Here is a 24,683-nt window from a genome sequence, read left to right as displayed (position 1 = left end):
TTCTCTGTGCTGGTGACCGCCATGCTGTTCGCACACGCCACCCTTATGGGGTGGAGGTGTAGAACATGGCAATCGGTACTGACTCGCGGAATTGGGGTATCGGCCGCGTAGGGTTCCCCCCAGTGGCGACGCACGCCTTTGTCGGTCGCGACCAGGAGCTCGACGAGCTCTGCAGTTTGCTGCTCGGACAGCCAAGATTGGTCACGCTGGTCGGGCCGGGAGGGATCGGCAAAACGCGCCTCGCCGCAGAGGCCGTGCAACGTATCCAGAAGGCTCGGCGCACACCGGTGGTATGGGTGCGATTGGCGAGGTTGGGTACGGACGCACCGGCGACCGCGGTAGCCCAGGAGATCACCCGGGCAGTGCTCGATCAAGAATCCGCCGACAGCTCTGAATGGCTGAGCCTGGTCGACACATTCACCCGGATCGACGCGGTGGGCCGCCCCCTGCCGAGCATGCTCGTGCTCGACAACTGTGAACACGTGCTGCTCGGCGCGGGCGTGGTGATAGCGGATCTGCTAGAGGCGGTACCGGGCCTCACGATCCTGGCGACGAGTCGTGAACCGATCGGCTGGACCGACGAGCGCATCGTGACCGTTCCGCCGTTGTCGCATGCTCAGGCCGTCGAGCTGTTCCGCAAGCGCGCCGAGCTGACCGGCCATCCGGTCGAGGATAGGCAGCTCCAACTGGCCCGCCAAATATGCGACCACATGCACCGCAACCCGCTTTACGTCCAACTCGCCGCCGGTCGACTGATTCGGCAACCGCTGTCGGTCCTGCTGCACGATCTCACCGGTGGCGTCGACGACCGGCGGACTCGCTGGTCACAGGGCACCCGGATCGGCGTCGACGCGCGCCACCGGAGCATCGCCGACGCTATTGCCTGGTCCTATGACCTATGTCAGGAAAAAGAGCGACTACTGCTCGAACGGATGTCGACCTTCGCGGCGGGATGCGACTCGAATCCCGCGGAAATCACCGCGTATCGGCGCCATGAAGGTGGTGTCGATCTTGCCGCGATCAAATCGGTCTGCGGCGATGACGATAACGCCACAGCGCCGGCGCTGGCCACCGACGAGATCGAGGACTTGCTCTACCGCCTCGTCGATCAGTCCCTGGTCGCCGTGCAGCGGACACCGCATGCGGTCCGATACTTCCTGCTGGAGACGATCCGCGTCTTCGCCAGGCAACGCCTGGAACAACGGTCCGCCGCCGAACCACAGCGGTTGGCCGCACGGCACCGCAAATATTTTCGCGACAAAGTGGTCGCCGCCGCCGAGCACTGGGTGGGCACAGCTGAGCAGGAATTGCTCGATTGGTCCCGCGCGGAATGGGACAACATTCTGACTGCCATCGAGGGCAGCCTCACCGACCCTGAGGCCGCTGCGCTCGGATTAGAGATCTCTGCCGGCCTGATCGCATTGCGCGGACCGTTCTTTCGCGGATCGCTACTGGAGACGCGCCGCTGGACCGAGCGCTCCCTCGCGGTTGCGCGAGGGAGCATTCCGAAACAAAGTGACCTGTATATCAACGCCACAGCTCTGATCTGCTGGCTCTGCCAGTGCCAGGGCGATCACGAAGCCGCGGCGCGGTTACTGGACGAGTGCGTCGCCGCGTGCACCGGCAACGCCGACGATGGCTGGCGCGGCAAGCCGCACACCGATCCGAACTTGCCGGCCGCAGTCGATTTCGCCTGGGGCGCGGAGCTTTTCATGGCGGACGGCGATCCGCGGGCGATTCCTGTCCTGGCTCGTGCCAGGGAGAAATTTCATCAGCTCCGCGACCGCGGCGGTGAGGTCAGGGCGGAATTGGTCGAGGCCTTGGCCGCAGGCTTGCTCGGGCCCGCTGAACAGGCACTGCACACGACCCAACGGCATCTCGATACCGTCTGTGCCGCAGGAGCCGCCTGGGCCCGAGCCGGTGCGGAGACCGCCGCAGCGATCGCGCTCGCCAAACACGGAAATCCCAATGACGCACTGGTATTCGCGCGTTCGGCCCTCGAATACCAAACGCACCATGCCGATCGGTGGGGGGCGTGGTGGTCCGTGCATGTTCGCACGTGGTGCCTGGCGCGCATCCTGACCGATCTCACCTCATCCGGAAGCGCAGGGCGGGAACGGCTTCGAGCATTGGCCACCGAAATCGCGCGCCTCGTCGGCGGAGCGGCGACATTGCGTGCCGATCTCGGCGGCGATCTGACCACTATCTCGACCTACACAGCCGAGACCGAACGGGCGATCGGCATCGCGCGCGGCGTGCTCGGCGCCGAAAAGTATGCCGCGGCAGCAGCCGACGGCGCCGCGTTGCGACCGGAGTTCGCCGAGGTTCAGCGCCTGGCCCTCGGTACGTTGGCGTCAGGAACCGCCGCGACACAACCGCTACGCAGAAGCAGTCCGATGCACTGGGCCGAACTCTCCGCGGCCGAACAGCAGGTCGCGATTCTGGCCGCCGCAGGATGGACCAACACGGCGATCGCGGCCCGCCGCGGCAGCGCGGCCAAAACCGTCGACACCCAGATGACATCCATCTTCCGCAAACTGACGATCGCATCGCGTGAGGACATCGTCCGGTTCGTCCCCGAGCACGAAATCCACCATGTCCGAACCGAATCCGCGCGCAAGCCCGAACGTTTCGGCACGCACCGTATCCCTGCGATCGAGGCCGCGCGAGCCGAGTCTTAATTTCCGGCCGACCCGATGCCGCAGTAAGTCTCACAGACCACGTCGCGCCGCCACTTACCTAGGTAGTCGTAAATCCAGCCCTATGCACTCACTGATGCGCCGACGCGCGGTGAGGAGCAGGCTTGTCGCCGTCTCCACATGATCAACTCGGCGTAGAAGGCGACGTGTATGAGTCAACTCTTGCAGGTAGTCGGTGCGTTGCTGTTGCTCTGCGGGTTTGTCGCGGCACAACGCGGTGTCATCACCGATGCCTCGAAGTTGTATCTGACAGTCAACGCTGCAGGCGGCGCGCTTCTCGCTGTGCTCGCATTTCTCCAGCGAGACTGGGGCTTTCTGCTACTCGAGGGCACGTGGGCATTGGTGTCCGCGATTTCGCTCATCGAAGCGTCCAGGTCGGTGCCCGCGCGCCCGACGCCGACGTTGCCGGCCGCGCGCGCACCACGCTTGCGCGGTACTGAACTGGCCGACCCTCAACAATTGATCAGGCTGTTCCGCGCGACCTACGGCGCGGCACAGGGTCGGCAGTGGCTGCAAGCGCACATCTTCTGGTGGTCCCTGACCTTCCTGCGTGACAACGGCATTTCTCTCGATCTCGAAACACTCAGTGATCCGGCACTGGGCCGGAAAGTCGTCGCGATGGCTCTCCCACGCGGCCACGCAGGTGTGGAACCGAAGGGTCAGGCTGAGATGAACTTCGGGCTGTGGTGGGCCATTTTCATCGACGTGGCTCAGACCGTGTTCCGGCAGCGCCGCCGTATGCTCCCCGATCCCGGCCCTGGTCTTCCCGATGCGGAATCACTGCGGCAGCGCGCGACGAACCTCGGTCTCCGTCAATGGATGTCGAGTGCCACCTTCGAGGAGCTCGCGGGAATCGCTGCCGCACTGGGGATGATCGGAGACCGCGAGCGCCGAGGCCGCCCAACCGCCGACGAAATCATGACCGAAGTACTGCTCCCCGAGCTGCTGCTCACCGAAATGCACTGGCTGCACGCACCGAACGGCCGTACGAACTCACCGGGCAATCCGAGGGTCGACATCGTGTTCCTGCGGCGCTACGCCAGAGCCCGAGCCAGGTGGGCAGACGAACGGCAACTGAACCCCGTCGACCACATGTATCTACGCGCAGGTGACATCCTCGATCACTTCGACCACTTGCGCCAAAACGACCGTCGAGCCTTGGACGTCGATCCCATTCTGAACATGTATGACGATATCCGCCATGCCGACCTAGTAGTCGTCCCGCTTTGCTCCACAGCACAACCAGATGCTCATTGAGGGGCCTTGCGTAGTTGCTGCTTCCCAGCTGCGAGGATCCGTCACGATGGTTGCTATCTTTCCGGACCTTCGCTGGTAGACGCCCCGTGCCGTCGCACAACGACTACATGAGCTCAGCGTCGGACCGGGCCAGTCCATCTATCGTCGAACAGGTCAGCAGCTGCGTGAGCTACACGCCGAAGCCGGTACTGCGGATCACATCGGTCGGCGCGCCTCGCGGATCGCCGAAGCTTTTTGCCGTCTCCAACGCCCGATCTCGGGTTGCGACCGGACCCTCGTCGGTTGCACACGCTATGGTCCGGTCTATCGCTGAAGAAAAGGACCTGTTGCACCGCGCCGACCTATTCATCGGAAATCGCGACGGCATACCCCAGGTCGATCGTGACCATTACAACCGGCAGACTCTCGCGATGTTGCAAGGCTGGGCCGACGCGAACGTAGATATCGAGGCCAAAGGCCATTACTCCGAAATTTCGCGTTCACCACATGCACCGACTGGATGGGCAGGCAGATACCTCTCATTTGTTGCCGATGTTTCGCCTTCCAGGGTGATTGCACGGGCCGCGGCTCGCAGGTTATCTGCGTATTTTACGTATCACACACCAGGGTCGTGCATCTACGAACACGGTTGTCGGCTACTCCTATGTAGCCGTCACCGCCGGCCACGCGGCTACGCAGCCGGTGCACGCCGACAACCTCGTCTTCATGGGCAGCGCCGGTGCTGGTGTAGAGCGCGCCGCAGATCTGCACCTGGTCGGCGTGCTGACTTTGTTCGCGATCTTTGGGATCTGGCACACGTTTCGTGATTGGCCCAGGTCGAGATCTGCTGGGGCACTGGGTGGTTGAAGGAAGGGGCGGTGCTCTCATCTGGAAGTGCTGACGATCTTGTTTCCGCATCTCGACGGGCTGGAGATCGGTGTGTTCGTGCCGCCGGTTCCACAGTCCGGATCTACGCCGCCACCGCCGACGAACACGCACCGTGTCCCGGTTGTGCTGCACCGTCGCGGCGGGTCCACTTGGACATGAGCAAGCGGGCGTTCGTGATGCGGTTCCGTGCGCATGGGGTGCTGATGGCCCGGCGGCACCACCTGCGATCTGGCGGCTTGCGCAGGTGCGGCGGTGCAGTGGCAGTCCGGCACCACCAGCTGGGCGTTACACAAGGCGTGGTCGGTCGTCTGTAGGGCAGCGGTTCGTGGTCGGGTCAGTGCGGGCCTTCTGGGATTGGAGGCGGTGGGTCGTGAAGGGAAAGGAGGCTTACAGGACTCGGACGGTGTCGAGGGGATACTGGGGGGCGAGGATGGTCACGATTTGACCGGATTCCGCGCGTCCGAGCCATACGGGGTTTTGGGTGTCGCCTCCGGCGGGGAATGCGATCATGTCCGCGTCGGTGGCGTCGTCGTGAACGCGGATGAACTCGTCGGTGAGACGTTCGATTCCGTCGTCGTCATCATCGTCGTAGAAGCAGGCAAATCGGTCCGCGAGTGTCTCCCAGGCCGCAGCGTCAGCGAAGCATCCGTGATCGTAGTTGTCCATCATCCAGCCGACGACCCGCCCGTCCTCGAGCAGCCGCACATCGTCGTCTGCACAGACGGCCAGTTCCCACGTGGCCACCTGTTCGGGCGCGAGAACCAACCGAACCGCACACGAGCCGATATTGAACCCGGTTTCGCCCTGGAACTCCCAGTCCGTGCGGGTCATCGCGGCCTGGACACGGTAGGTTCCCGCAGGGATCTGCTCGCACAGCTCACGAACTCGTCGGCTGGGGCGGTCTTGATCAACATAGGCCCTATCGACGATGAGTCTTCCACTGGGGACACTCATCTCCCCGATTTCGACAGGATCTACGATGGTGACGATCTCCGTATCTGCACCATTGATCTGTGCCCCGTAAGCGATCCGAGTGCCCGGTTGGAAGAGGGCGCCGAGCTGACCGGGCAGTGCCGGGCGGGGCGGCTTCCAGGCACACGCGCCACCGGGCATCAGCGATAACGATCGCCGCAGTAGTGCGGGTACCGGCGTTTCGCTGTAGTCCATAGGGCCAGTGGTCTGGTGGGTGAACTCACCGAGTAGCAAGGTGTGCTCACCGGATCGCGGTCTGGGCCGCCAGATCTGGTTCTCTTTCGGCCACCCTGGATAAGTAGAAGGACCGGCATCGCCTTGCAGTTCGAGCCGATAGCTTCCCGGGCCGTCGGGGCCAGGATGGGACAGGTAGTCCCTGGCCGCGTTCCTGGCGAATTCGGGCATCTCCGTAGTGGCGTAGCGCCAGAGCTCCAACTGACGCAGAAACAGCCGGTCCGGCTCGATCAATCGCAGGTCCGCGCCAGCGATCCGCCGACCCTGCTCGTCGTAGGCCCAGACACCGAGGTAATAGTCAGGCCAGGAGATCAGGTGCACCTCGAGGGGGTAGTTCTGTTGCGGTGTGCTGAAGACCACGACGTAGGGCTGGCCTTGGCGGTCGCGCCGGTCGGCCCCAGGTCTCCCCAGCGGAGAGTGCCGACCTGGTGGCCAGGTCCCAGCCCGATGCGTAGGACACCTCGATGGTCGTTGCTATCGGATATGTCACCTGTGGTCCCTACTTTCTCATGCCCGCAAGCCTGCGCCGTCACTGCCCGTTCAGGAACACCCTCCCGCATTTTGGCGCCTGTCCAATCGGCACCAGGCTGTCAGCTTCTCGGCATTGGGAACAGCGCTGGTATCCAGGACAATTTTGAGGGTTCTCCTAACCCACCACTTACACATGCCAACAACCCAACGTCCCAGGTAGACCATATTCTGCCGTCACTTGGCTCGCTGAAGGATGCTCAGATATCGGATCGGAGCTACCACACCAAAATTAATCGGACACCTGATCGTCGAATGTCTGGTCGAGCTTCATCGCACACCGAACCAGTGAATCAAGCTCTGCTGTCTTATTGCAACAGAGACATATTCCCTCTAGCGGGGAGCCTGGCGTCGACTATGCATTTCGGCCGGAACGAGCGACGTGTACGTGATCGAAAACCGATGACGGCAAAAATGGGGGTTGTACAGCGCTGGTGTGATCCCCTAGCCTGGGGCGGACATGGCGACGAATGTTGCGCCGCCACCGATTGGACGAAGGTATCGATGAGACGAACAATGGCGAATTATCTTGTGGCGGGTGCGATTGCGACGGGCGCGCTAATGGGGGCCGGTAGTGCCGCGGCAGCCCCCGGGCTCACTTTGGAGCCGGCGGAAAACACGGCCCATGAGGTACAGCCGATTGATGCTGCTGGTTCAGGTTCCGCCTCTGGTTCGGCGAAAATCTTGTCCAGTCTCTCCGGTCGTATATCGTGCGACCTGGGACCGCCGATGTGTCCCTAATTTCCACTCGGACGGGGTATGCGGTTCCATTGTCGCGCTGCATATCCCGCTTGACCCCTAGACGCGGAGGCGGTCGACAGTGGTGCCCCCGAATTTGTGATGCTGGCTTACCCTTCCGCTAACTCAATGACTTCCCAGACGTGGCAAGTATTATCGGCACCCTTAATACGTGCGAATTGTCCTTCACACCCTGCCTCGGCCAGGCGCAGCTAGTGTGGCGGGTAGGGATTCGCCGATCTTGCGTGCTTCCAACGCGACGGCGTTCGCGACAGGCGATTTCGGTGCGGCCGTCTCAGGCGACACACAATTCCTTGTGCCTCGGCGAATTAATGACATTCAGCACAACGGCCGACGCATGGTTACATATGCAACTCGATGACCCTTCTCATCCTCGATGGTCTGGAAATCTGGCTTTGGTCGTGAAAAAATGACGCACCAAGTCAGCGTGCGCCCTCGCGACATCGACGGGCACGTGTTTTCAGCTATCGCCCAACACGATTCGATCCTCTTGATGCCGACGAAGCACGGCCCGCCGCCGACCAGCCCAGAGTTAGGTGGAACCGTTTTCGATGTCGACTCGACCTCGGCCTTCGCAGGGAGGTACGACAACGATCCGTAGGCATCGGAGGGCTGGAATCCAGACGACCACCAGCAGATCGACTGTTCGAAGCGACTTCGGAGGCGGCACAGCGCGTGACTCCGCAGGGCACAACGTACTCCGCAACCGCACCGGAGTACCTCGGGATGGCTCGCGCCTATATCGCGGGTGACTTACGTGCCTCTGGGTTCCACCCAGGTGATCCGTACCCGCTACTCGAAGCGATGGACGACCTGCGTGTCCGGCGCCCGTCCGCCAAAGAGGTCGCACGCGTGGTACGCAGGCTCGGCTGGGACAGGTTGCGAAAGATCGCTCCGCTACAAACATATTCAACGCGTTTTATGAGCGCGTCCCCGGCCCATCGATGAGATATTGGGACCCGCTGTTCGACATCGGTGCGGATGGGATGGGATCATCTCGGAAATCCAGGAACATGTGGATTCGACCTGCGGCACGAAGAAAGCCTACGGGAGCACTTTACCTTAACGCTGGCCGCGTGGTGCGACAAACTCGTCGCGAACTGGGTCGGCTGCATCGCTGAGGTAGGCGAAACCACCGCGAAGGTCTGGAGCCTGTACATGGCCGGATTCCGCCTCGAATTCGAACGTGATGTCGTCCAAACTCCCGCGGTAAAAACTTGGCAAGCGCGGGACCGCCATGGTGCCACTGCGTCCGTGGCGGGAGCCATGACAGTTCGCCCCACTGTCCCGCCGGGACTTCCCAACCGCGAGAAGAAGATTCGTCTGCTGTGAGAATCACGTCACACGGTAGCCGAACATCTGTCAGGTCGGAGGAGCAGCGTGATGCCAAATTTGGATCGCTCAACCGCGGACAAGACGACACCTTCGATGCGCGGCGGTGGCGATCCGGCCGCCGATCCGGTCGCCGACCGGCGGCGCGATCTACTCCTGATGCGAGCGTTTCAGAGCCGAGCTGTGGGGCCCGTGCTGCGGAAGTTCGCCAATCCGCTGAATGTTCTGCAGGCGGGGATGACATTCTGGTCTTCGCGCGTCGTGCTGCTTGCGGTCGAGGACGGGTTGTTCACAGAACTGGCGACGGGCTCGCTCGCGAAGAACGAGCTGATCGCGAAGCTCGGCTGGCATCAGCGCGCGGCCGGGCCAGCCCTCGAGGCCCTGGTAGAGATCGGCCTGCTGCGCCGCGAGCGGGACGGGCGCTATGCGAATTCCCGACAGGCGGCGCTGTTCCTGGACCGAGGCAAACCGAGCTATGTCGGCGGGCTGCTCGAACTCTCGAGCAAGCGACTGTACGAACTATGGTCCGGGCTAGGCCATCTGCTCCGTACGGGTTGCCCGGAGGCCGAAGAGGAACGCGGCGACAACGAATTCTTCACGACGCTCTACCGAGATCCAGCGGCACTGGAGAATTTTCTGTCCGGCATGACCGGAATCTCTACCGGTGAGGCGATGCTGATCGCGGCTCGCTTTCCGTGGAAACACTTCCGTACATTCGTGGACATCGGCAGCGCACAAGGAGCACTACCGGTCAGAGTGGCGCTTACCCATCCGCACCTCAGCGGTGCCAGCCTCGATCTCGCCGCCGTGGGACCGATTTTCGAGGCTTATGTCGCCTCCTTCGGACTCAGCAACCAAATCCGGTTCATCTCCGGAAATATGCACGTCGACCCCCTGCCGACTGCGGATGTCATCTGCTTCGGGCATCTGCTACACGGCTACAGCGAAGCCACGCGGCGTGAATTGATCGGTAAGGCATACGCCGCACTGCCGTCCGGCGGAGCGCTGCTGGTCTACGACGCCATGGTCCGCCCGGGCCGAAGAGACAATCTCACCAGCTATTTGTCGAGCGTGAACATCATGTTGGAGACGCGGGAAGGCTTCGAAGCCACCACGACTCAATGCACTGGATGGCTTCGTGACGCCGGCTTCATCGATATCGAACAACGTCATCTGATCGGGCCGACATCAATGGTGTACGGCCGTAAGCCAGGGCAGTTGACCACGAGCTCGACGGGAGAACACCGTGCCTGACCCGAACGACCCTAAAGCTGCGGTAGAGCGGTTCACGCCTCCGGATTGGGTCGAATTGTCGGTCGAGTTGCTTCGACGCCTGGCTGGGCGGCTCAACGACGGGACTCTGGCGGCGATGCGGTACCTGCTAGGCGCGCGGGAACACGCGGCAATGGTCGACGTCCTGATGGAGCAGCTAGCGCGGGACGGCGTCGGACTCGATGACCACGAGGGCCGATTGCTCGACCGAATGATCTTCCAGCCCAATGAGTTGCGCGAGCAGATACCGAAAATCGCCGCCACCGCTTCCCCGTGGTATCGCTTTGTTCCGGATCTCGGGCCACAGACCGACCCATATAACGTCGACCATGTCTTGCGCTGGGCCGCGTGCGATCCAGAACACCGGGCACGCACGCTGTATCAAGCGCGACGGCTACCGATAGGTCCCGAGTCCCCGGTGTCGCAGGGCCGAATATATGTCTTGGAAGTAGTAGAAGGCGCTGACGTCAGCACTATTCAATCGTCGGTGCAGTACACCCCAGGTGCGGTCAGCGTCGAGGTAGTCGCCGAGGGCGAGCGACTACCGCCATATCAAGCCGCAGCCCGAACCGCCGGGGTGGCGATCTGGATCGGAAAAGGCAAGGCGATCTTCCCTGCGCTGGATGGCTCGGACCATCGATGAACGCACCGCTCACCCGGCATGCTCATTGTCGCCACTAGTCAACGTTGTTCCGCGGGGCGCAGGCAACCGGCGCGCTCCTGTGATCACAGCCGCCGCGAGATCGTTGTACCCGTCGACCAATTCCGCGAGGTGATGCCACGCGGCGTGCACCAAAGGTTCTGCCACGCCAGTCGAGTGATTCAACGCGGCTTCCGCTCGTACCTGCGCCGCAGCGATCCGGTCGATTACAGATCCCATTGTTTCGGTGTGCACCGTTCCGCCGCGGCGATGTTGCGGTACAAGACGTTCGATCCACAGATCGATCGAGTGGACGAGGTCAGCGCGTGCACGGTTGAACGCGGGATTGGATGCCACGGCGTCGGGATCAGCCGTCCGATGCAAGTCTGCGAGTTCGCTCGCCCATCGAGCCAACGGGTGCCGGCTACCACGCGGGCCACGGATCGAACTCAGCAGCTCCCCGGCGGTCAACAGTGGATCGACGCGATGCGCCGACGTGCCCTCCACCATGAGGCGGCGCCGAAGTGGAAAGTCTGTATATGCATTGTTCATGAAAAAACCACCATTCACAGCGTCACAGGCGCGCTGCTGATTCTGCTACCGGCCCAGCCGATCTACTCGCAAATCAGAAATGCACTCAGGCAAACCGGAGGAACAACGAAATCCAGGCTACGAGCCGAGATGCGGCAGATTGTTCCCAGTACCGAGAAATACACCGTCGATCCGGCAAAATCTGCTGCCGTTTCAAGTTATTCATGAAACCGAGGTCGAAACGACACCCGAACACCGGTAGGTACCAGTTCGATACATTGAACACAGCACCTTTCCCAGCGCTGAGAAACCGCTCCGCTGCTCGCGTGCGAAAATGCCAATCGACAGCTTTCGATGGGGGCAGCCGAGCACGGCACGCGACCAGGGGTAGGTATGCTGTGGATCGATCCGGACGGACTGCGGGCCAACGGAGCCAAGTTCCAGGCCCTTGGCCAGCAAGCCCGGCGAACGTTTGAGCAGCTGCAGGCCGCCCTTGCTCAGGAAGGGCGATGCTGGGGTGACGACGAAACCGGCAAGGCGTTCGAGCAGACCTACAAACCTGACGCCGACCGAGGGCTCGCCGCCTTGCACCAGCTGGCGAAGGCTTTGAACGACTTCGGACACCACATTGCCACCGCCGCCGCCGATTTCGAACACCAGGACCTGGCCAACGCGACTCTGATACAGAATCCGGAGAAATCGGACCTCACCGCCGGCCGCGGACACTCGTCACCGGAGGTCGGCTGGCGATCGCCAGCCGACTCCGCCCTGCCGATCAGCCAAAATGCATCCGCGCCAAAACTTTTCACGCAACAGCCGACCGCATCGCTCAGTGCCACCCAGCTAGAACCCGGCCCGCCGCAGCCTATTTCGGGTGCCGGCGGCAACCCCGGTTTCGACCATAGCCTTTTCTCACCGACAGCGGTCGGTCCCGGCAGTGCCACCGGCATCGGATCGATCGCGAATCCATCTCAGCCGAATGAACCCCTTCCGATCGCCGAATCGACCGGTTCCGCTCCCGTGGCTGCGCTGACACCTGCCGCGAACGCTGCACCGCCCGCTGGCACCATTTCGTCCAGCAGCCAGCCGCGATCAACCAACCCATCAGCGGCACGGGATACGATCGAGCCGAACCGACAGTCCACAGCCACGCCGTGGGATTCGCACGCCCGGCCGGCGATCAGCGCGGCGAGGGACCGTACACCACCCCAGAGTCCATGGACATCGAGCAGCGGTTCGCCGTTGCAGTCTGCCAGGCCGCTGTCTCCGGCTCGAAGAAACCACGGTGACAAACCCGGGCGGCGCAGCAGCCAGAGGAACAATCGGCCAGCGGTAAGCGCGCCACTCAAAACACCGTGGCCTGGGCGTTCGGTCGGCAAATTGGCAGACACCGCGAACGCTCTTGCTGCCGAGCACAATCTAGCCGTAGCAGGGTTCGACGCCGCGGACCTTGACGAGTCTATAGTCGCCGAATTCCTGGCCGCAATTGAGACCGTTCTGCGGACTTCCCCGCTGGCACACATTCGCCAGGTCACGATCGATACGCTCGCCGATAACGCGCTTGTCCGCGCACGGCCGCAGCCAGGCAGCCCCGATGCCACGCATACGCCGCATTGGTCGATCGTTCTCAATCGTGCATTCGCATCGGACCCGGAGCTGCTGATGGAAAAGGTAGGTCAGGAAAGAAGTTCCGGATCAATGATCGCGGGATCAACCGAACGTCCGGTGTATGCGAGGACTGTTTGCGAGCTCGGCACGGTCCTCGATGTATCCGGCGGCATGCTTGCCCGCGGGGCCGCGCAACGTCGCCTGATCGCCGAGTACCTCCGTGGACGCACCGGCTACCGGCGCACCACATTCAGCCGTGTCGTCGGCGGCTATAAACAGTGGCGCGATCAGCTGTGCGGCCACAGCTTCGAGCACGGCATCTTCGCCCCGGCCAAGGCAGTCAGCTGGGCATTCGCCGACGTTGTCCTGAACGATGCCCACGCGACGGAACCCGCGAAGGTGTTGCACGCGCTCCTCATCGATGCCGCGCGATCGATCGAGGCCAGAAGGGCGGACCCCAGCACGCTCATCCCTACCTACGTAACGCTGGTTCCGTGGAACGGCTCCGCGTAGAGGTCCCGCAGAACCGCTGGTGAAGCGGCGGACCGCCGCCGACGTCGGAGCACGAGGATCTACTGATGTCTTTCGGCTACCTAGCGGAGAACCCTTGTTGAGGAAAGTCGAAACTGCCCAACAGGCCGGATCCTTGCGAGGAAATCATGTCCGCACCCACCGTCCAGACCGTCCACGAGGTGTGCGCGCGGTATCACGCCGAGAACGGCTTCGACACCGCGGTCGACGAGCACGATCACATTCTGCTGCGCACCGGTGCCACCGATGGCATCCTCATGCCCGCCGAACTGGCGGAGCGGGTCGAGGTCGAACTGATCCGGCGGGACATGGCCGCCCCGATCATCGTCAACACGAGGACCGACCTTTGGATGCTCCTTACCCAAGGTGCCAGCCATGCCGACCGCTCGGTAGCCAAGTTCGGCGCGCTGTACCGCTATCGCGCGACGATGACAACCGCCGGCGCGTTGATCACCCTGCCCGGCCCCGGCGACGAGGTTCGGTATTGGCACGCGAAACCCGTCGGGCACCGCAGGCCTTCGTTCAACGGCTTGGCGGACATCACTCTGCGGGTAGCTCACGTTCTAGCCGCCTGACCTGATCAGGTTCCCGCGTGCCGGAGCTGCCGCATCCGGCTCGCGAGCGGCTCGAACGTCGCCTGCAGAGGTCGGGTGGCTCTGCTGGTTTCCACACCGCCGAACTGCGCGGCCAGCACAAGCAAGATCCCGGCGACTTGCAGAATCGTCAGTGTTTCGTGAGCGAACAGCCAGCCGAGCGCGACCGCGACGACCGGACCGAGCAGCATCAGGCGCGACGCGGTTGTCGCCTCCACGCCGCGGTACAGACCGCCGAAGAACAGGGCGAACGCCAACGCGGTAGCCGCGATCGCCAACCAGGCCGTCGCACCGAATTGACTGACCGACAGGCTCGGCGGCGCTCCCTCGAAAGCGCTTGCCAGCGGCACTAAGATCAGCCCACCCGCCAGCATCTGCCAGGCGACCGCGCTCAGCGGATGCACGGTGGGCGGCACGCCCCAGCGACGGGTGAGCACCATTCCGGTGGCGGAGAGCAGCGCCAGCGCCGCGGCCGCCACTATTCCGGCGGTATCCAGCTGAGTATGACCGCGCAGGACGAGCAGTCCGACACCGAACAATCCGAGCAAGGGTGCCGTGAACTGGCGGGCACCTACATGCTGGCCGAGGGTCAAAACAACCAACGGCACGACAACGCATTGCGCTGCGGAGATCGTCGATACCACAGCGCCGGGTAATCGATGCGCGGCAATGGCTTGGCAGCCGAAGAACCCGCTGAAGTTCAGGACGCCGAGAACAATCATGCGAGCACACCAGACACCCTGCGGGCGAGCCGGACGCAACGCGATCAACGCCAGCCCGGCGGGCAGTACTCGAAACACCGCGTTCCACAGCGGCATCGCAGGCAGATGTTCTATCGCCAGAAACGCGGTGCCGAAGAGGAACGGACCTGCGGCACACGACAAAACCGTACTTATGTCGCCACGCAAGGCTATTCGGTGATCAACCATTTCCCACTCCTGTAGGTTCCCCGATGAGCAACGCGCGACCGGAATTCCCGCGGCGCAGCAGACCGACCACCTCCTCGGGATCCGACGGCAAAGAATGCGCGACCGCTGCCAGATCGGTGGCTATTTCGGAAAGTATTTTGGACACCTCGGTCGCGTTCGCTCGTAAAATGTCCGTCCACAACGTGACGTCACCCGCGGCGATTCGAGTGGCATCCCTGACTCCGGCCCCGCACAGCCGCAGCACGGATTCGTCCGCGCCTTCCAGGCTGGCGGCCAGCGCGGACGCGACCAGGTGTGGAACATGTGACGTACGGGCGACGACACGATCGTGGTCGGCATGCGTCATCAACAACGGATGTGCGCCGGTCATGCCGACGAAGTCCATTACGGATCGCAGTGCGTCCGCCCGGGTGCACGCTAGTGGGGTGAGTGCCCAAGTCCGGTCGCGAAACAGATCTGCCTTTGCCGCAACAGGTCCCGAGCGCTCGCCGCCTGCCATCGGATGTCCACCGACATAGCTCGTCAGATCGCAACCGGCGGCCTCAGCCTCAGCAAGCGGCGCGGTTTTGACACTGCCCACATCGGTGTAGCAGCGTGCCAGCCCGGTGGCCTGGTATTCGGCGAGTACCGCCGCGATGCAGCTCGGTGGCACTGCGATCACCGCGAGATCCACTGCTGACGATGGCAGTCCGAGTACCCCGGCACCCTTTGCAGCAGCTGTCGCAGCGGCTTCGGGATCTCGATCGTGCAAATACGTGCGCACACCATTACCGCGCAACGCGAGAGCGATGGAGGTACCGATCAATCCGGTACCGATCACGGCCACGGTCCGCACTTGCTCCCGCGAGATGCCATTCACGACTGTCTACCGTCTGCGGAAAGACGGCGAGGCACCGCATTGTTGATTGCGCTGGTTTCCATTCCCGACCTCATCCATTTGCCCTTGCACTGTAAAAACCGCGCAGGACGCAATCCAGATTCGATTGGGCAAAGATACTCGGCGGCGCACGACTCACTCAATAGGTAGCAGCCACTAGGTAACTCTCTAAGAGGACATACCTATACGAAGGCAGCGGCTACCGGCACGCAATATGCCGATGCCGCCTCGCAGCTCGCATACATGCGACTTGCGCGTTCTTTCGGGGCATATCGGTTGCGCGACGGATTCGGTTAACACGACCGCGAAACGACGACCAGCGGCGACGTTGCGAAACCAGATGACTCCAGCGAAGAGCTCGTCGAGAGATCGCCGGCGCAATCGGCGCGCCGCGATATCCGGCCGGCCTTCCGTACGGGCAATTCCTCGGCACACCTGATTTCCCTGCGCTACCTATCCGTTTACCGTTACCGAGGCGAACCATCACGTCCACAGACAAGGCACCCATGACCGACCACCGCACTTCCAAATTGCAAACCGTCCCACGCATGTACGACCCGAACCGACGCCGGACGATGCGGGCATGGCGTGTGACCGTCCCCGGCCCGCTCGATTCCGCTCCGTTGGCCTGGCAGCGCGCTCAGATCCCCGAACCCGCTGACGACGAGCTACTGGTGCGTGTGCTGGCGTGCGCGGTGTGCCGGACCGATCTCCACATCACGATGGGCGATCTCACGGCACATCGCGAGCACGTGGTGCCTGGCCACGAGGTCGTCGGTGAAGTTGTCGCCGCCGGGTCGACCGCGCGGCTGTCGATCGGCCGCCGCGTCGGGATCTCCTGGTTGCGCCGCACTTGCGGCAGCTGCCGCTTTTGTGCCACGGGCGCGGAAAATCTATGTGGATATTCGGAATACACCGGATGGGACGCCGACGGCGGGTACGCCGAATACGCCACCGTTCCCGCTGATTTCGCCCTTGAGCTTCCTCAGCAATACACAGACCTCGAGCTGGCCCCGATGCTATGCGCAGGCGTCAACGCCTACCGGTCACTGAACCTCGCGGAGCTGCCCGCCGGCGGCGTCCTCGGCATCTACGGTTTCGGCGGCAGCGCCCATTTCATGGCGCAATTGGCGATCGCCAGAGGCCTCGAGGTACATGTGATGACCCGCCGCGCGGACGCGAAGGCACTCGCGCTCGAACTCGGAGCGAGCAGCGTGCAGGACGTGGCCGCACAGCCACCCGAACCGCTCGACGCCGCAGTGCTCTATCCCCCGGCAGGGGAATTGGTCCTACCTGCCCTCGAGGCGCTTGTTCCCGGCGGCGTCCTTGTCTTGCCGAGCATCCACCTCCCCGACATCGCTCAGCTGGACTACCAGCGTCACCTGTTCTGGGAGAAGCGGATTCGTAACGTCACCTCGAATACCCTCGCCGACGCGCGCGCGTTCCTGGACTTCGCGTCCGCTTACCCGTTGCGGGTGACGGCGAACAGTTACGCACTCGAAGAGGCGGATCGTGCCCTGCGCGACCTCGATGCCGGCCGATTCACCGGCGCGGCCGTCCTCGTTCCCTGACGCTCGGCGAGGCGAACTTCGCCGAAATAGGTTCCCACTGAGACGGTCTCAGCTCAGCCGGCGCGAAATGTCGAGGTCTGGCGGCAGACCTGCGTCCGGGTCGTCCGAGTCCGGCGTGAACGGATCCTCCGGCTGCCCGTCGGGCCCGAAGATGATTCCATAGAATTTCTTGGGACCGTCGGTCTGCACCGAGCGGTTTGCGATCCACTCATCGACCTGATCGTCGCCTGTCATCGCCCGCCTCCTGGTCTTCGGCCTCAGGTTACCCGACCGATCGAGTGTCTCAGCCGAATCTCCGCCGTCGATCTCATCTTCTTTTGCGACGCGATCGACGACCTGCAACTCGCCATTACTCGCAACTTTTATCGTCGCAACATATGTGCCCCAGCCGGAGTACGCCGATGAATAGTCCATCGCCAGAATTACTGTTCCTCCGGTGTCCCGGACGTAGTTACACGCTTCCAGAACATCGTCGAACATTCGCCACTTCGCCCCGGCCAATCGGGCGGCCTCTCTGGCATCTATTCCTGCGTGTCTCACCTCGGCCCGAACTTCTTCCGAGATGGGCTCGAATCGGGGGCGTGTGCCAGATCCCCTCGCCGCCACCTCGAGTGCGAACAGGAATCCGTCTCGCTGGGCTCCTGGAATCATATGCCAGAAATATTCCGCGTCCTTCGGGTGCACGGCTACCTGATTCTCGATCGGGAGATCGAGCTGGTGCCGCACGTTGGCAAATGCGCTGTCGAGCGCGTTATCCAACTCGTCGATCGGCGGGCCGGCTTCCTTACCGGACGCTCGACGCTCGAACGCGCTCCGGCGTTCCCCGGCGAGCTCGTCAAGTGATCGAGTCAGCTCGGTCAGCTGAAGCAGTCTTGTCCGCCAACGACCACGCTCGACACCGACGGCCAATCGCCTGTACCACAGCATGTCCGCGAGCGCGCTGTCCAATGCGTCAATCGTCGAAGCCCAGGACTGAGCTCGGTCCGTGGGAATGTCGTGGGACTCGGTGTCAGAGAGCTCGGCGCGCAGTTCGAGCAGGTTCGATCCCACTCTCGCCGCGCGTTCATCCTGACTCGCATAATCGCGCCACGGGTGACGACCTTCCAAAACCCAGACTAGGTCCGCCAACTCGCGATCCACCTCGGCGTCGAGTCTCTCGTACTCGACCGAACGCCTGTAATTGGCTGCTCCGCGATCGGCCAAGGTTCGAAGATCTCGATACTCCTGCACCGAGGGATCCACGCGCTCGCGCGATGCCACTGCCATGTCCTCATACCGCTGAATATGCGAGTCAAGCTGTCGTTCCGACCAGCTCAGCAGCATCGGTGTTTCCACGCCAAGCGTCCGTGCCAATTTGTCGCGCGCCGCATCCAGCATTCGATCCAGCTTCAGCTGGGACTGCCGACCCGGACGCAGGTTTTCGATCCGCACCCCAAAACGTTCGGCAATTTCGGATACTTCGCGATTCGCTGCCGAATCCACCCGCAGGTGTTCGATCAACGCGGTGATCATTTCGTCGAGGCGACGTGCGCGGGCAAGGAGGTAGAGCAGATGGTCACCGAGTTCACGGTCCGGACTCGAATCGGTCTGATTCGCCAGTCTATATCGGTGAGATAGATCCTCGATGGCCGCCGCGACGGTGTCGATGCCGTGAACCCGGAAGTCAACCTGATCGTACAATTCGATGGTCTGCCGAACGAGGTTCGCGACCGCGAATCTAGTCATCGAATATCCCGGCTCCATTTCTCGATCGACTGCACCGAATTTCTCAAGGATCTCGATAGACCGGTCTTGGTCCTGTAGCTCATCTGGGAAAATCTTTATAAGGTGAGCAGCAGCGAGCTGTTCAGATAGCTGGAGACGCGCTTCGTCGAGAGCGATTGCCCAGGCGTCTCGCGCGGACGAGCCCTTTGCCTCCAGCTCCGACAGCTCGTAGCCATAATTTTCACCGATCTCCGTTAACTTGTCGCGCCATCGCGAATGTAGTGCCGCTGAGTTATCACGTAGTGTGACCGACGGCAGGCCGATCCCCACCCGGGTTCGTGTCGCCAACGAACGCAGGCTGTCTCGAAGCAGCACCCACAATGTTTCCAGCGAATCATAAGCTCTAGCCGAATTTTCGATTTCCCGAACAAACCGTGCCAGCTCTGCTTGCCGTTGCGCAGCCTCCGCGCCGAGTCCTTCCTTCAACCGCTGGAGCGCTTGCGTGCCCGCGCGCACATCACCGAGTCGATATTTCTCCGACAGCAGCCTGATAGTTCGTGTGGTGAAATCGATAATTTCTTCGGTGTCGCGAATTTCCATCGCCAGGCGTTCGACCCGATCAGGAAAGGTGCGCAAAACTCCCACGCGTTCATCACACCACCGAAATGCCGCATGATCGATCCACATCTTATCGATCTCTGACATCTGACGTACCAAACTCACGACCTCGACGGTGTAACGGCCCGGATTGTTTCGAACGTCTTCGGCTTGCGCAGAGACGTTGCCGTTGGGGAGCAACTCGACCAGGCGTGCCCGGTACGCATCACGCACACGAAGCAGTTTGGATATATCCACATTACCGTAGCGCACTTCGAGGCCGTACGCCGCGAGATTACGCTCGGCCAGCGCCATCAACGACATGGCGTCGTTCATCGCGGCCGGCAGTTCCGCCAGCGTGGAAATGTCCTCGATAATTGTACGTAACATTCCCACACGACGAATGTTGTCGAGCGCGACTCTCGTCTCCACGAACTCTCGAACCAGGTCGACCAATTCGCTGTTGCCGGCCACCCTAGCGTCGTCGAGCTTTTCCACGACAAGGAGCGGTTTATCGACGTCCTCTTCCGTGAATCCATTAATGTTATGAAGTTCGAGGGCAAGGGCTTGCAAGCGAGCCAATAAAGACAACTCATCGTCGCCAAGGACAGCGATTACCTCTTCGCTTTGCGCCAGCTCTACAATGACCCTATCGCGTAATTCCACCAGTGCGGGACTCAAAGGCGCAGCATCGCCCCCCGGGCTCGGCAAATTTCCCAGTTTCTGTGTCGGTTCCTGCCTGGCGTCTTCGCGTTCCTGTTCACCGAGCGGCGCCAGTGATCTCATCGGCAACTCGGGTCCACTACGTCCGATGAGGAATGCTTTCCAGCTCTCGACCTCCCTGGGTACCTCCATCGGAAAGCTCATGACCTGCGGATAGTCGATCACCAGGACATGTCCCTCGTCCTTGGGCACTTGGGGTTCACGCCAGTTGATCACTACGTAGACGTGTCCGCCGAACCCCGCGCTATCCGCTATCCGCCAGGTCGAGCACAGGAGCGCAGCTTCCAACGGATCCGCTGGGTCGAGCAGGCGCTGCTCGAGCTGGCGCAGCTCGGTGCCACCGAACTCTTCGTAGTCTCCCCCTACTGCCCATATGCCGTCCTCGAGTGTGGCTCCTTCCGGCCCGATCAATCGATCGAGCAATCGAAAGTCGCTGTCCGGGAACAGATCACGCAGAACCATGAGCTGCAGCGGAAGGCAGTCCCGAGCATCCTCGGCTGTGCCATACTCGGGAGGATCCGGGTCGACCAGTTCGACCAGGTCCCGATCGATACGCTCGAGTTCTCCCGTCCATGTCTCGTACGCCTCGCTGCCAGGTTGCACCGCGGCACGATTCAGTGCCGCCGCGAGCCGCCGCGCGGCGAGGTCCGCGACATCCTTCTGAATGTTCTCAATGATCAGATACGCATCCGCCATAGCCACCCATGACTCGACTGCGTCGCGCTCCGAATCCGAATCCGAATTATCCGCCTCTAGCCGCTCCCGCAGCCGCTGAACCAGTTCCCCGGCACTCAGCGACCCCGGCTCAACACCAACTGCGCCCGAGATTCCCGTGAGCATCTTCTGTGCGGTATCGGTATCGGCCAGGCGTTTTCGCGCCACAGCTACCGGCTGCGGTGTATCGCCGGAGCCAGGTGCCGCACTCGCGCTGACCGTTGATGCCTCCCGTGTGGACCATTTCTGGTCACCCGCCTCAGCCGACCTACCCTGCTCGACGATCGACGGGTACGAAGCAATTAGACCGAACGGCTTGCTGTACTTCGAGGCGACCGTCGTACCCAATCGGCTCGCGGCCAGTTCGACTACGTCGCCGCCGACGCCTTGGCCGACCAGATGGATCTTCGGACCAAACGGTTGCGCGGGTCCGGCCAGCTTTTGCGCCCATTTCACGAGGCGAGAGGCCATGTCGTCGGCTGCCAGGGTCAAGCGTTCCGTTTCCGTCTCGGAGAATGACGGGTCGTACCGAACGAACATCACCACCGCGACGTCGTCGCGTCCAGCCGATGCGGCGGCGAACAGGTCGGCTGCGGCTGAAGGTATCGCGCCGGGCAATATATTCATTTCGGCCACAGTCCCTACCTCGGAGATGACCCATAGCTCGGTCGCGTTGTCCACGTTGCCGTAGGCCAGCATCGCCGCCCCAGGAAATACCGCCGCACTCTGGTCGGTCCTCGACAATTCGTCGTCGAGTAGCAGCACCGGCGGTGAGGGTTCCAGAACTGTCGCCTGCCGCTCCGCGGCATCCAGAACGAGCTGCACTATTTGATTCTCCGGCTCCCCTGCCGATGCGGCAGCGAGGCGCTCACGATGTCGTGCGTCTATCTGCACAGCGGATAATCCGAGCCAGAGACATTCTTCGGCGAGAGACGTGAGTCGGGAGACTCGGCCGTGCTCCACCACCACTTCGAGCAACGAGCGGACCTCGGGCGCCACGCCGGCACCATCGACCATTCGAAGAAGCTTGTCGAGTTGAGCCATCCGGTCAGGTCCGTCACGCGAGGTTTCGACCGACTCGAGCTCCGCGGCGGGTTTATGCAGCAAAGCGGCCGATTTCCCAAGCTGAATCGCTCGCCACGCGGCAACAGATTTTTTGGACGTCGAGTCACCGGCACTCGACCTTGGCGCGGCAGTCTGCACACGGTCCTCCAGACGCATCGCGTCGGCGAACCACGATCCCAAATCTGTGAACGCATTTCCTGAGCGGACCATGTGTGCCAACTCCTCCCAGCCCTGGTCATCGAGCGCGCGCAGATACGACTGCAGCCGCTCGGCTGCCTCGGCAAAGTGTTTTTCGATCAAACCCTCCGTCACTTGGACCATGGCTGCCAAGAGCGCCCTCGACAAGTTCAACCACTGTCGGAATTGCGCGACTGAATCGCTGTCCAGTCCATCCAGTTCGACGTCGAGCACCCGCGCCGCCGCGTCCCTGCTCGCCATCGCCGCTGCCAGCTTCGACTGCCGTTGATCCATCGGTTTTTCGGCAGATTCGGCGGCATCCTGGGTTGGCGGCGGCAAATCACGACCGATCTCCGCCTCCGCGGACCCGCCATTGTCCAGAGAATCTCCCGACGACGGACCGGGAGGGCCGGCCCCCTCGTCACCGGACGAACGAGAAAACTGTTCGGATCCATCGCCGCTCATTGAGACCGGTAGCACCGGAGGCGGTGTCGACGCGGGCACCTCGGGTACGGGCTCCACGGTGCGAGGTTCTTCGATTCCGGCGGGATTCGGTATTCGATCCGGTGTACTGATCTCACCGGGCTTGCCTCTCGGATCGAATTCCGACTTCCCAGGAGCTCCTGGCTGGTCCGGGCCCGGCGTCACGCTAAAGAACGGCTGGGGCGGCGCATGCCAATTGGGCCCAGCCGCAGGGGCATCCAGTCTGCCGTCGAGGGTCTCCGCACCGGTCGCCTCCGCGATCGGCTCGGTTACGTCACCTCGGCTCGGCTCATCCCTCGTCGGAACAGACAGCTCGTCGGGGTAGGGCGTGTATCCCTGATTCGGTCGCGGCTGCAGGTTCTCCTCGACCGTTGGAATACCTTCTTCTGTTGAATGCGAGGGGATTTCGGGCGCTTCCGGCTTGGTTGCCGGCTCGGCGACTTCCGCTCCCCCTTCTCGCTGCGCGGGTTCGCCTATCAATCCGGCCAGTTGGGCGTCTGCATCGGCGCGCGCGAGCTTTTCCAGCTGGTCCAACACATTTGTTCCGCGTTCGGTCTCTCCGAACACTGGATCGCGTTGCCTAACCGGGTTTTTCACCCCAGGGGAGTCGGTCGTTGGGATCGCGCTGTCCGACGGCATGTCCTCGCCGTACGCCATGTGCTCTGGTGTGAGCAGACCTACGTTGCTTGCCGAGGATTTGGCAATTGAGCCGTCCGCCGCGCCCGGCTCACCAAAAGATCGCCACAACGACATCAGACTCGGCACGCTCGACATCCCGGCTCCGGTGGATCTGGACCCGCCCGTTGATTGCAGCGACCTGGGATCGATCTCGACCAGGGAGGCCCTACTAGGGCCGGGGGGCATTCCGCCGCCGGAGGGCACACCTGAGACTCCATCCGGCGACCACGGCTGCGACAGACGTGCCGCGCCACCACCGGTGGGCGGACGCACCGGTGGTGGCCGATCACGAGTGCCACCGGTACCCCCGTCGTTCGGGCCATAGGTATCGACAATCCGCGGGCCGTCGTCACCACGAGGCCTGGCAGGCGGCCAACCATATGCACCGCCGAGATCAGCGCCGTCGCCCCCGCGAATGCCCGAAAGCTCGCCTGGAACAATGGATTCCACCACGCCTCGGAGCTGACGCAAACGAGCCGCCGACGAGGAGGCGGCCGACCGACCGACCTCGGACAAGAGCCCACCAGAGGCCGGTTTCGGCGGCGCGGCAACTGACTGGATCGTCGGACCCTTTGATGACGTCGTCGGAGCTACCGAAATATCTACTGCACCAACTACACGCCCCGCCGGGACATGCCGTGTCGCCACCACATGGCCCGCCAAACCCAGCACCAGTCCGTTAACCACCTGCGGTACCGACAAATCCACGCGTCCGGTCACCACGCCGGCGCCCAGCACTCCGCCCACCACGCCCGAAATGCCGGCCACACCACCCGCGATCCACCGACCGACACCACGCGCCGACAACATCCGCTGCGCGACTCGACCTCCCAGCCCGCCAGCCACACCTGACCCCACACCAGCGGCCAGCTGCGCACTTACCGAAGTCCAATCAACCCTACGTCGATGCGGCTGCAACAACTGCGCCCCCAGATCCACACCGCCCTGCACCAAACCAAAACTCAAAACCCGCACCAACAATCGCGACCGAGCAGCCAACCGCGCGACCCCGCCGACCTCGACAGCCGCCCGCAAACCCAGAGACGCCGCCACCACCTCCCCGCGCGCCCGCTCCACCATCCCAACTCCCGAAACCCCGCCTGCCATCGCCCACATTGCCATCGATACGGCCGCCAGCATCAAGACCTGCGCCTTCTCCATCTCATCCGCGCCACACTCCAATTCCTCGGCCAACTCCCCGAAAAACCGTGCAGCCTCATCGAGCGACGTCCACAACGCATGCGCCGACCTGAGCGCCTCTGCCCCCGCCGCCGACCCACCGACCGCGACCCCCAATCCCGATGCCACAGAGCCCACCTCATCGCGCAAGACCACACACTGC

The 24,683-nt window shown here is 62.7% G+C and carries 13 protein-coding genes and 1 pseudogene; 9 read left to right on the top strand and 5 right to left on the bottom strand.

The genetic code is table 11. From position 1 onward, the window contains the following. Positions 1 to 122: 122 nt before the first annotated feature. From ACFQ9K_RS02180 to ACFQ9K_RS02170, 3 genes are all read left to right on the top strand, one after another. On the top strand, positions 123 to 2,681 hold the full coding sequence (locus ACFQ9K_RS02180) for an ATP-binding protein (protein ID WP_378721099.1): 2,559 nt from the start codon (positions 123 to 125) through the stop codon (positions 2,679 to 2,681). Between the two features lie 168 nt (positions 2,682 to 2,849). Further along, positions 2,850 to 3,956 carry a hypothetical protein gene (locus ACFQ9K_RS02175; protein WP_378721101.1) on the top strand — a complete coding sequence of 369 codons (1,107 nt, stop codon included), beginning with the start codon at positions 2,850 to 2,852 and terminating at the stop codon, positions 3,954 to 3,956. A gap of 552 nt (positions 3,957 to 4,508) precedes the next feature. After that, entirely contained in the window at positions 4,509 to 4,802 is a 294-nt protein-coding gene (locus ACFQ9K_RS02170; RefSeq protein WP_378721102.1) for an alpha/beta hydrolase, read from the top strand. Positions 4,803 to 5,210: 408 nt separating this feature from the next. Here the strand turns inward: ACFQ9K_RS02170 and ACFQ9K_RS02165 are convergent, their stop codons facing one another. Then, on the bottom strand, positions 5,211 to 6,389 hold the full coding sequence (locus ACFQ9K_RS02165) for a DUF4241 domain-containing protein (protein ID WP_378721104.1): 1,179 nt from the start codon (positions 6,387 to 6,389) through the stop codon (positions 5,211 to 5,213). Positions 6,390 to 7,994: 1,605 nt separating this feature from the next. Between ACFQ9K_RS02165 and ACFQ9K_RS02160 the strand changes: the two are divergent. The 3 genes and pseudogenes from ACFQ9K_RS02160 to ACFQ9K_RS02150 form a co-directional block, all read left to right on the top strand. After that, positions 7,995 to 8,586, top strand: a pseudogene (locus ACFQ9K_RS02160) (class I SAM-dependent methyltransferase); the annotation flags it as partial. Positions 8,587 to 8,699: 113 nt separating this feature from the next. Continuing rightward, on the top strand, positions 8,700 to 9,902 hold the full coding sequence (locus ACFQ9K_RS02155) for a methyltransferase (RefSeq protein ID WP_378721105.1): 1,203 nt from the start codon (positions 8,700 to 8,702) through the stop codon (positions 9,900 to 9,902). Next, positions 9,895 to 10,563 (top strand): hypothetical protein, encoded by a 669-nt coding sequence (locus ACFQ9K_RS02150; RefSeq protein ID WP_378721106.1) that lies wholly within the window; start codon positions 9,895 to 9,897, stop codon positions 10,561 to 10,563. The genes ACFQ9K_RS02155 and ACFQ9K_RS02150 overlap by 8 nt, the downstream gene beginning before the upstream one ends. A gap of 9 nt (positions 10,564 to 10,572) precedes the next feature. Here ACFQ9K_RS02150 and ACFQ9K_RS02145 read toward each other — a convergent pair whose 3' ends face one another. Then, entirely contained in the window at positions 10,573 to 11,070 is a 498-nt protein-coding gene (locus tag ACFQ9K_RS02145; RefSeq protein WP_378982789.1) for a DUF4254 domain-containing protein, read from the bottom strand. 414 nt (positions 11,071 to 11,484) lie between these two features. On the opposite strand from ACFQ9K_RS02145, the gene ACFQ9K_RS02140 reads away from it, so the two are divergent. Together ACFQ9K_RS02140 and ACFQ9K_RS02135 are read left to right on the top strand one after the other, a co-directional pair. Continuing rightward, complete coding sequence (locus ACFQ9K_RS02140; protein ID WP_378982679.1) at positions 11,485 to 13,212, top strand: hypothetical protein; 1,728 nt, start codon at positions 11,485 to 11,487, stop codon at positions 13,210 to 13,212. Between the two features lie 146 nt (positions 13,213 to 13,358). Further along, positions 13,359 to 13,805, top strand: a complete 447-nt coding sequence (locus ACFQ9K_RS02135; RefSeq protein WP_378715711.1) for a hypothetical protein — start codon at positions 13,359 to 13,361, stop codon at positions 13,803 to 13,805. A 5-nt stretch (positions 13,806 to 13,810) separates the two neighbouring features. Here the strand turns inward: ACFQ9K_RS02135 and ACFQ9K_RS02130 are convergent, their stop codons facing one another. Beyond that, on the bottom strand, positions 13,811 to 14,641 hold the full coding sequence (locus ACFQ9K_RS02130; RefSeq protein WP_378715713.1) for an EamA family transporter: 831 nt from the start codon (positions 14,639 to 14,641) through the stop codon (positions 13,811 to 13,813). Between the two features lie 103 nt (positions 14,642 to 14,744). Then, on the bottom strand, positions 14,745 to 15,611 hold the full coding sequence (locus ACFQ9K_RS02125; RefSeq protein ID WP_378715715.1) for a prephenate dehydrogenase: 867 nt from the start codon (positions 15,609 to 15,611) through the stop codon (positions 14,745 to 14,747). Between the two features lie 566 nt (positions 15,612 to 16,177). Between ACFQ9K_RS02125 and ACFQ9K_RS02120 the strand changes: the two genes are divergently transcribed. Further along, positions 16,178 to 17,200, top strand: a complete 1,023-nt coding sequence (locus ACFQ9K_RS02120) for a zinc-binding alcohol dehydrogenase family protein (protein WP_378715717.1) — start codon at positions 16,178 to 16,180, stop codon at positions 17,198 to 17,200. 48 nt (positions 17,201 to 17,248) lie between these two features. Here the strand turns inward: ACFQ9K_RS02120 and ACFQ9K_RS02115 are convergent, their stop codons facing one another. Beyond that, positions 17,249 to 24,649 (bottom strand): hypothetical protein, encoded by a 7,401-nt coding sequence (locus tag ACFQ9K_RS02115; RefSeq protein ID WP_378715719.1) that lies wholly within the window; start codon positions 24,647 to 24,649, stop codon positions 17,249 to 17,251. Positions 24,650 to 24,683: the final 34 nt, after the last annotated feature.

The sequence above is a fragment of the Nocardia sp. NPDC056564 genome (assembly GCF_042793755.1).
Taxonomy (GTDB): domain Bacteria; phylum Actinomycetota; class Actinomycetes; order Mycobacteriales; family Mycobacteriaceae; genus Nocardia.
Note: the sequence above shows the minus strand (reverse complement) of the source record. Positions and strands in the feature narration are given on the sequence as shown.

Coding starts and splice junctions, on each gene's coding strand:
- ACFQ9K_RS02175 (WP_378721101.1), top strand. CDS start 2,850: ATGAGTCAACTCTTGCAGGTAGTCGGTGCGTTGCTGTTGCTCTGCGGG.
- ACFQ9K_RS02155 (WP_378721105.1), top strand. CDS start 8,700: ATGCCAAATTTGGATCGCTCAACCGCGGACAAGACGACACCTTCGATG.
- ACFQ9K_RS02145 (WP_378982789.1), bottom strand. CDS start 11,070: ATGGTGGAGGGCACGTCGGCGCATCGCGTCGATCCACTGTTGACCGCC.
- ACFQ9K_RS02140 (WP_378982679.1), top strand. CDS start 11,485: ATGCTGTGGATCGATCCGGACGGACTGCGGGCCAACGGAGCCAAGTTC.
- ACFQ9K_RS02135 (WP_378715711.1), top strand. CDS start 13,359: ATGTCCGCACCCACCGTCCAGACCGTCCACGAGGTGTGCGCGCGGTAT.
- ACFQ9K_RS02130 (WP_378715713.1), bottom strand. CDS start 14,641: ATGCCGCTGTGGAACGCGGTGTTTCGAGTACTGCCCGCCGGGCTGGCG.
- ACFQ9K_RS02120 (WP_378715717.1), top strand. CDS start 16,178: ATGTACGACCCGAACCGACGCCGGACGATGCGGGCATGGCGTGTGACC.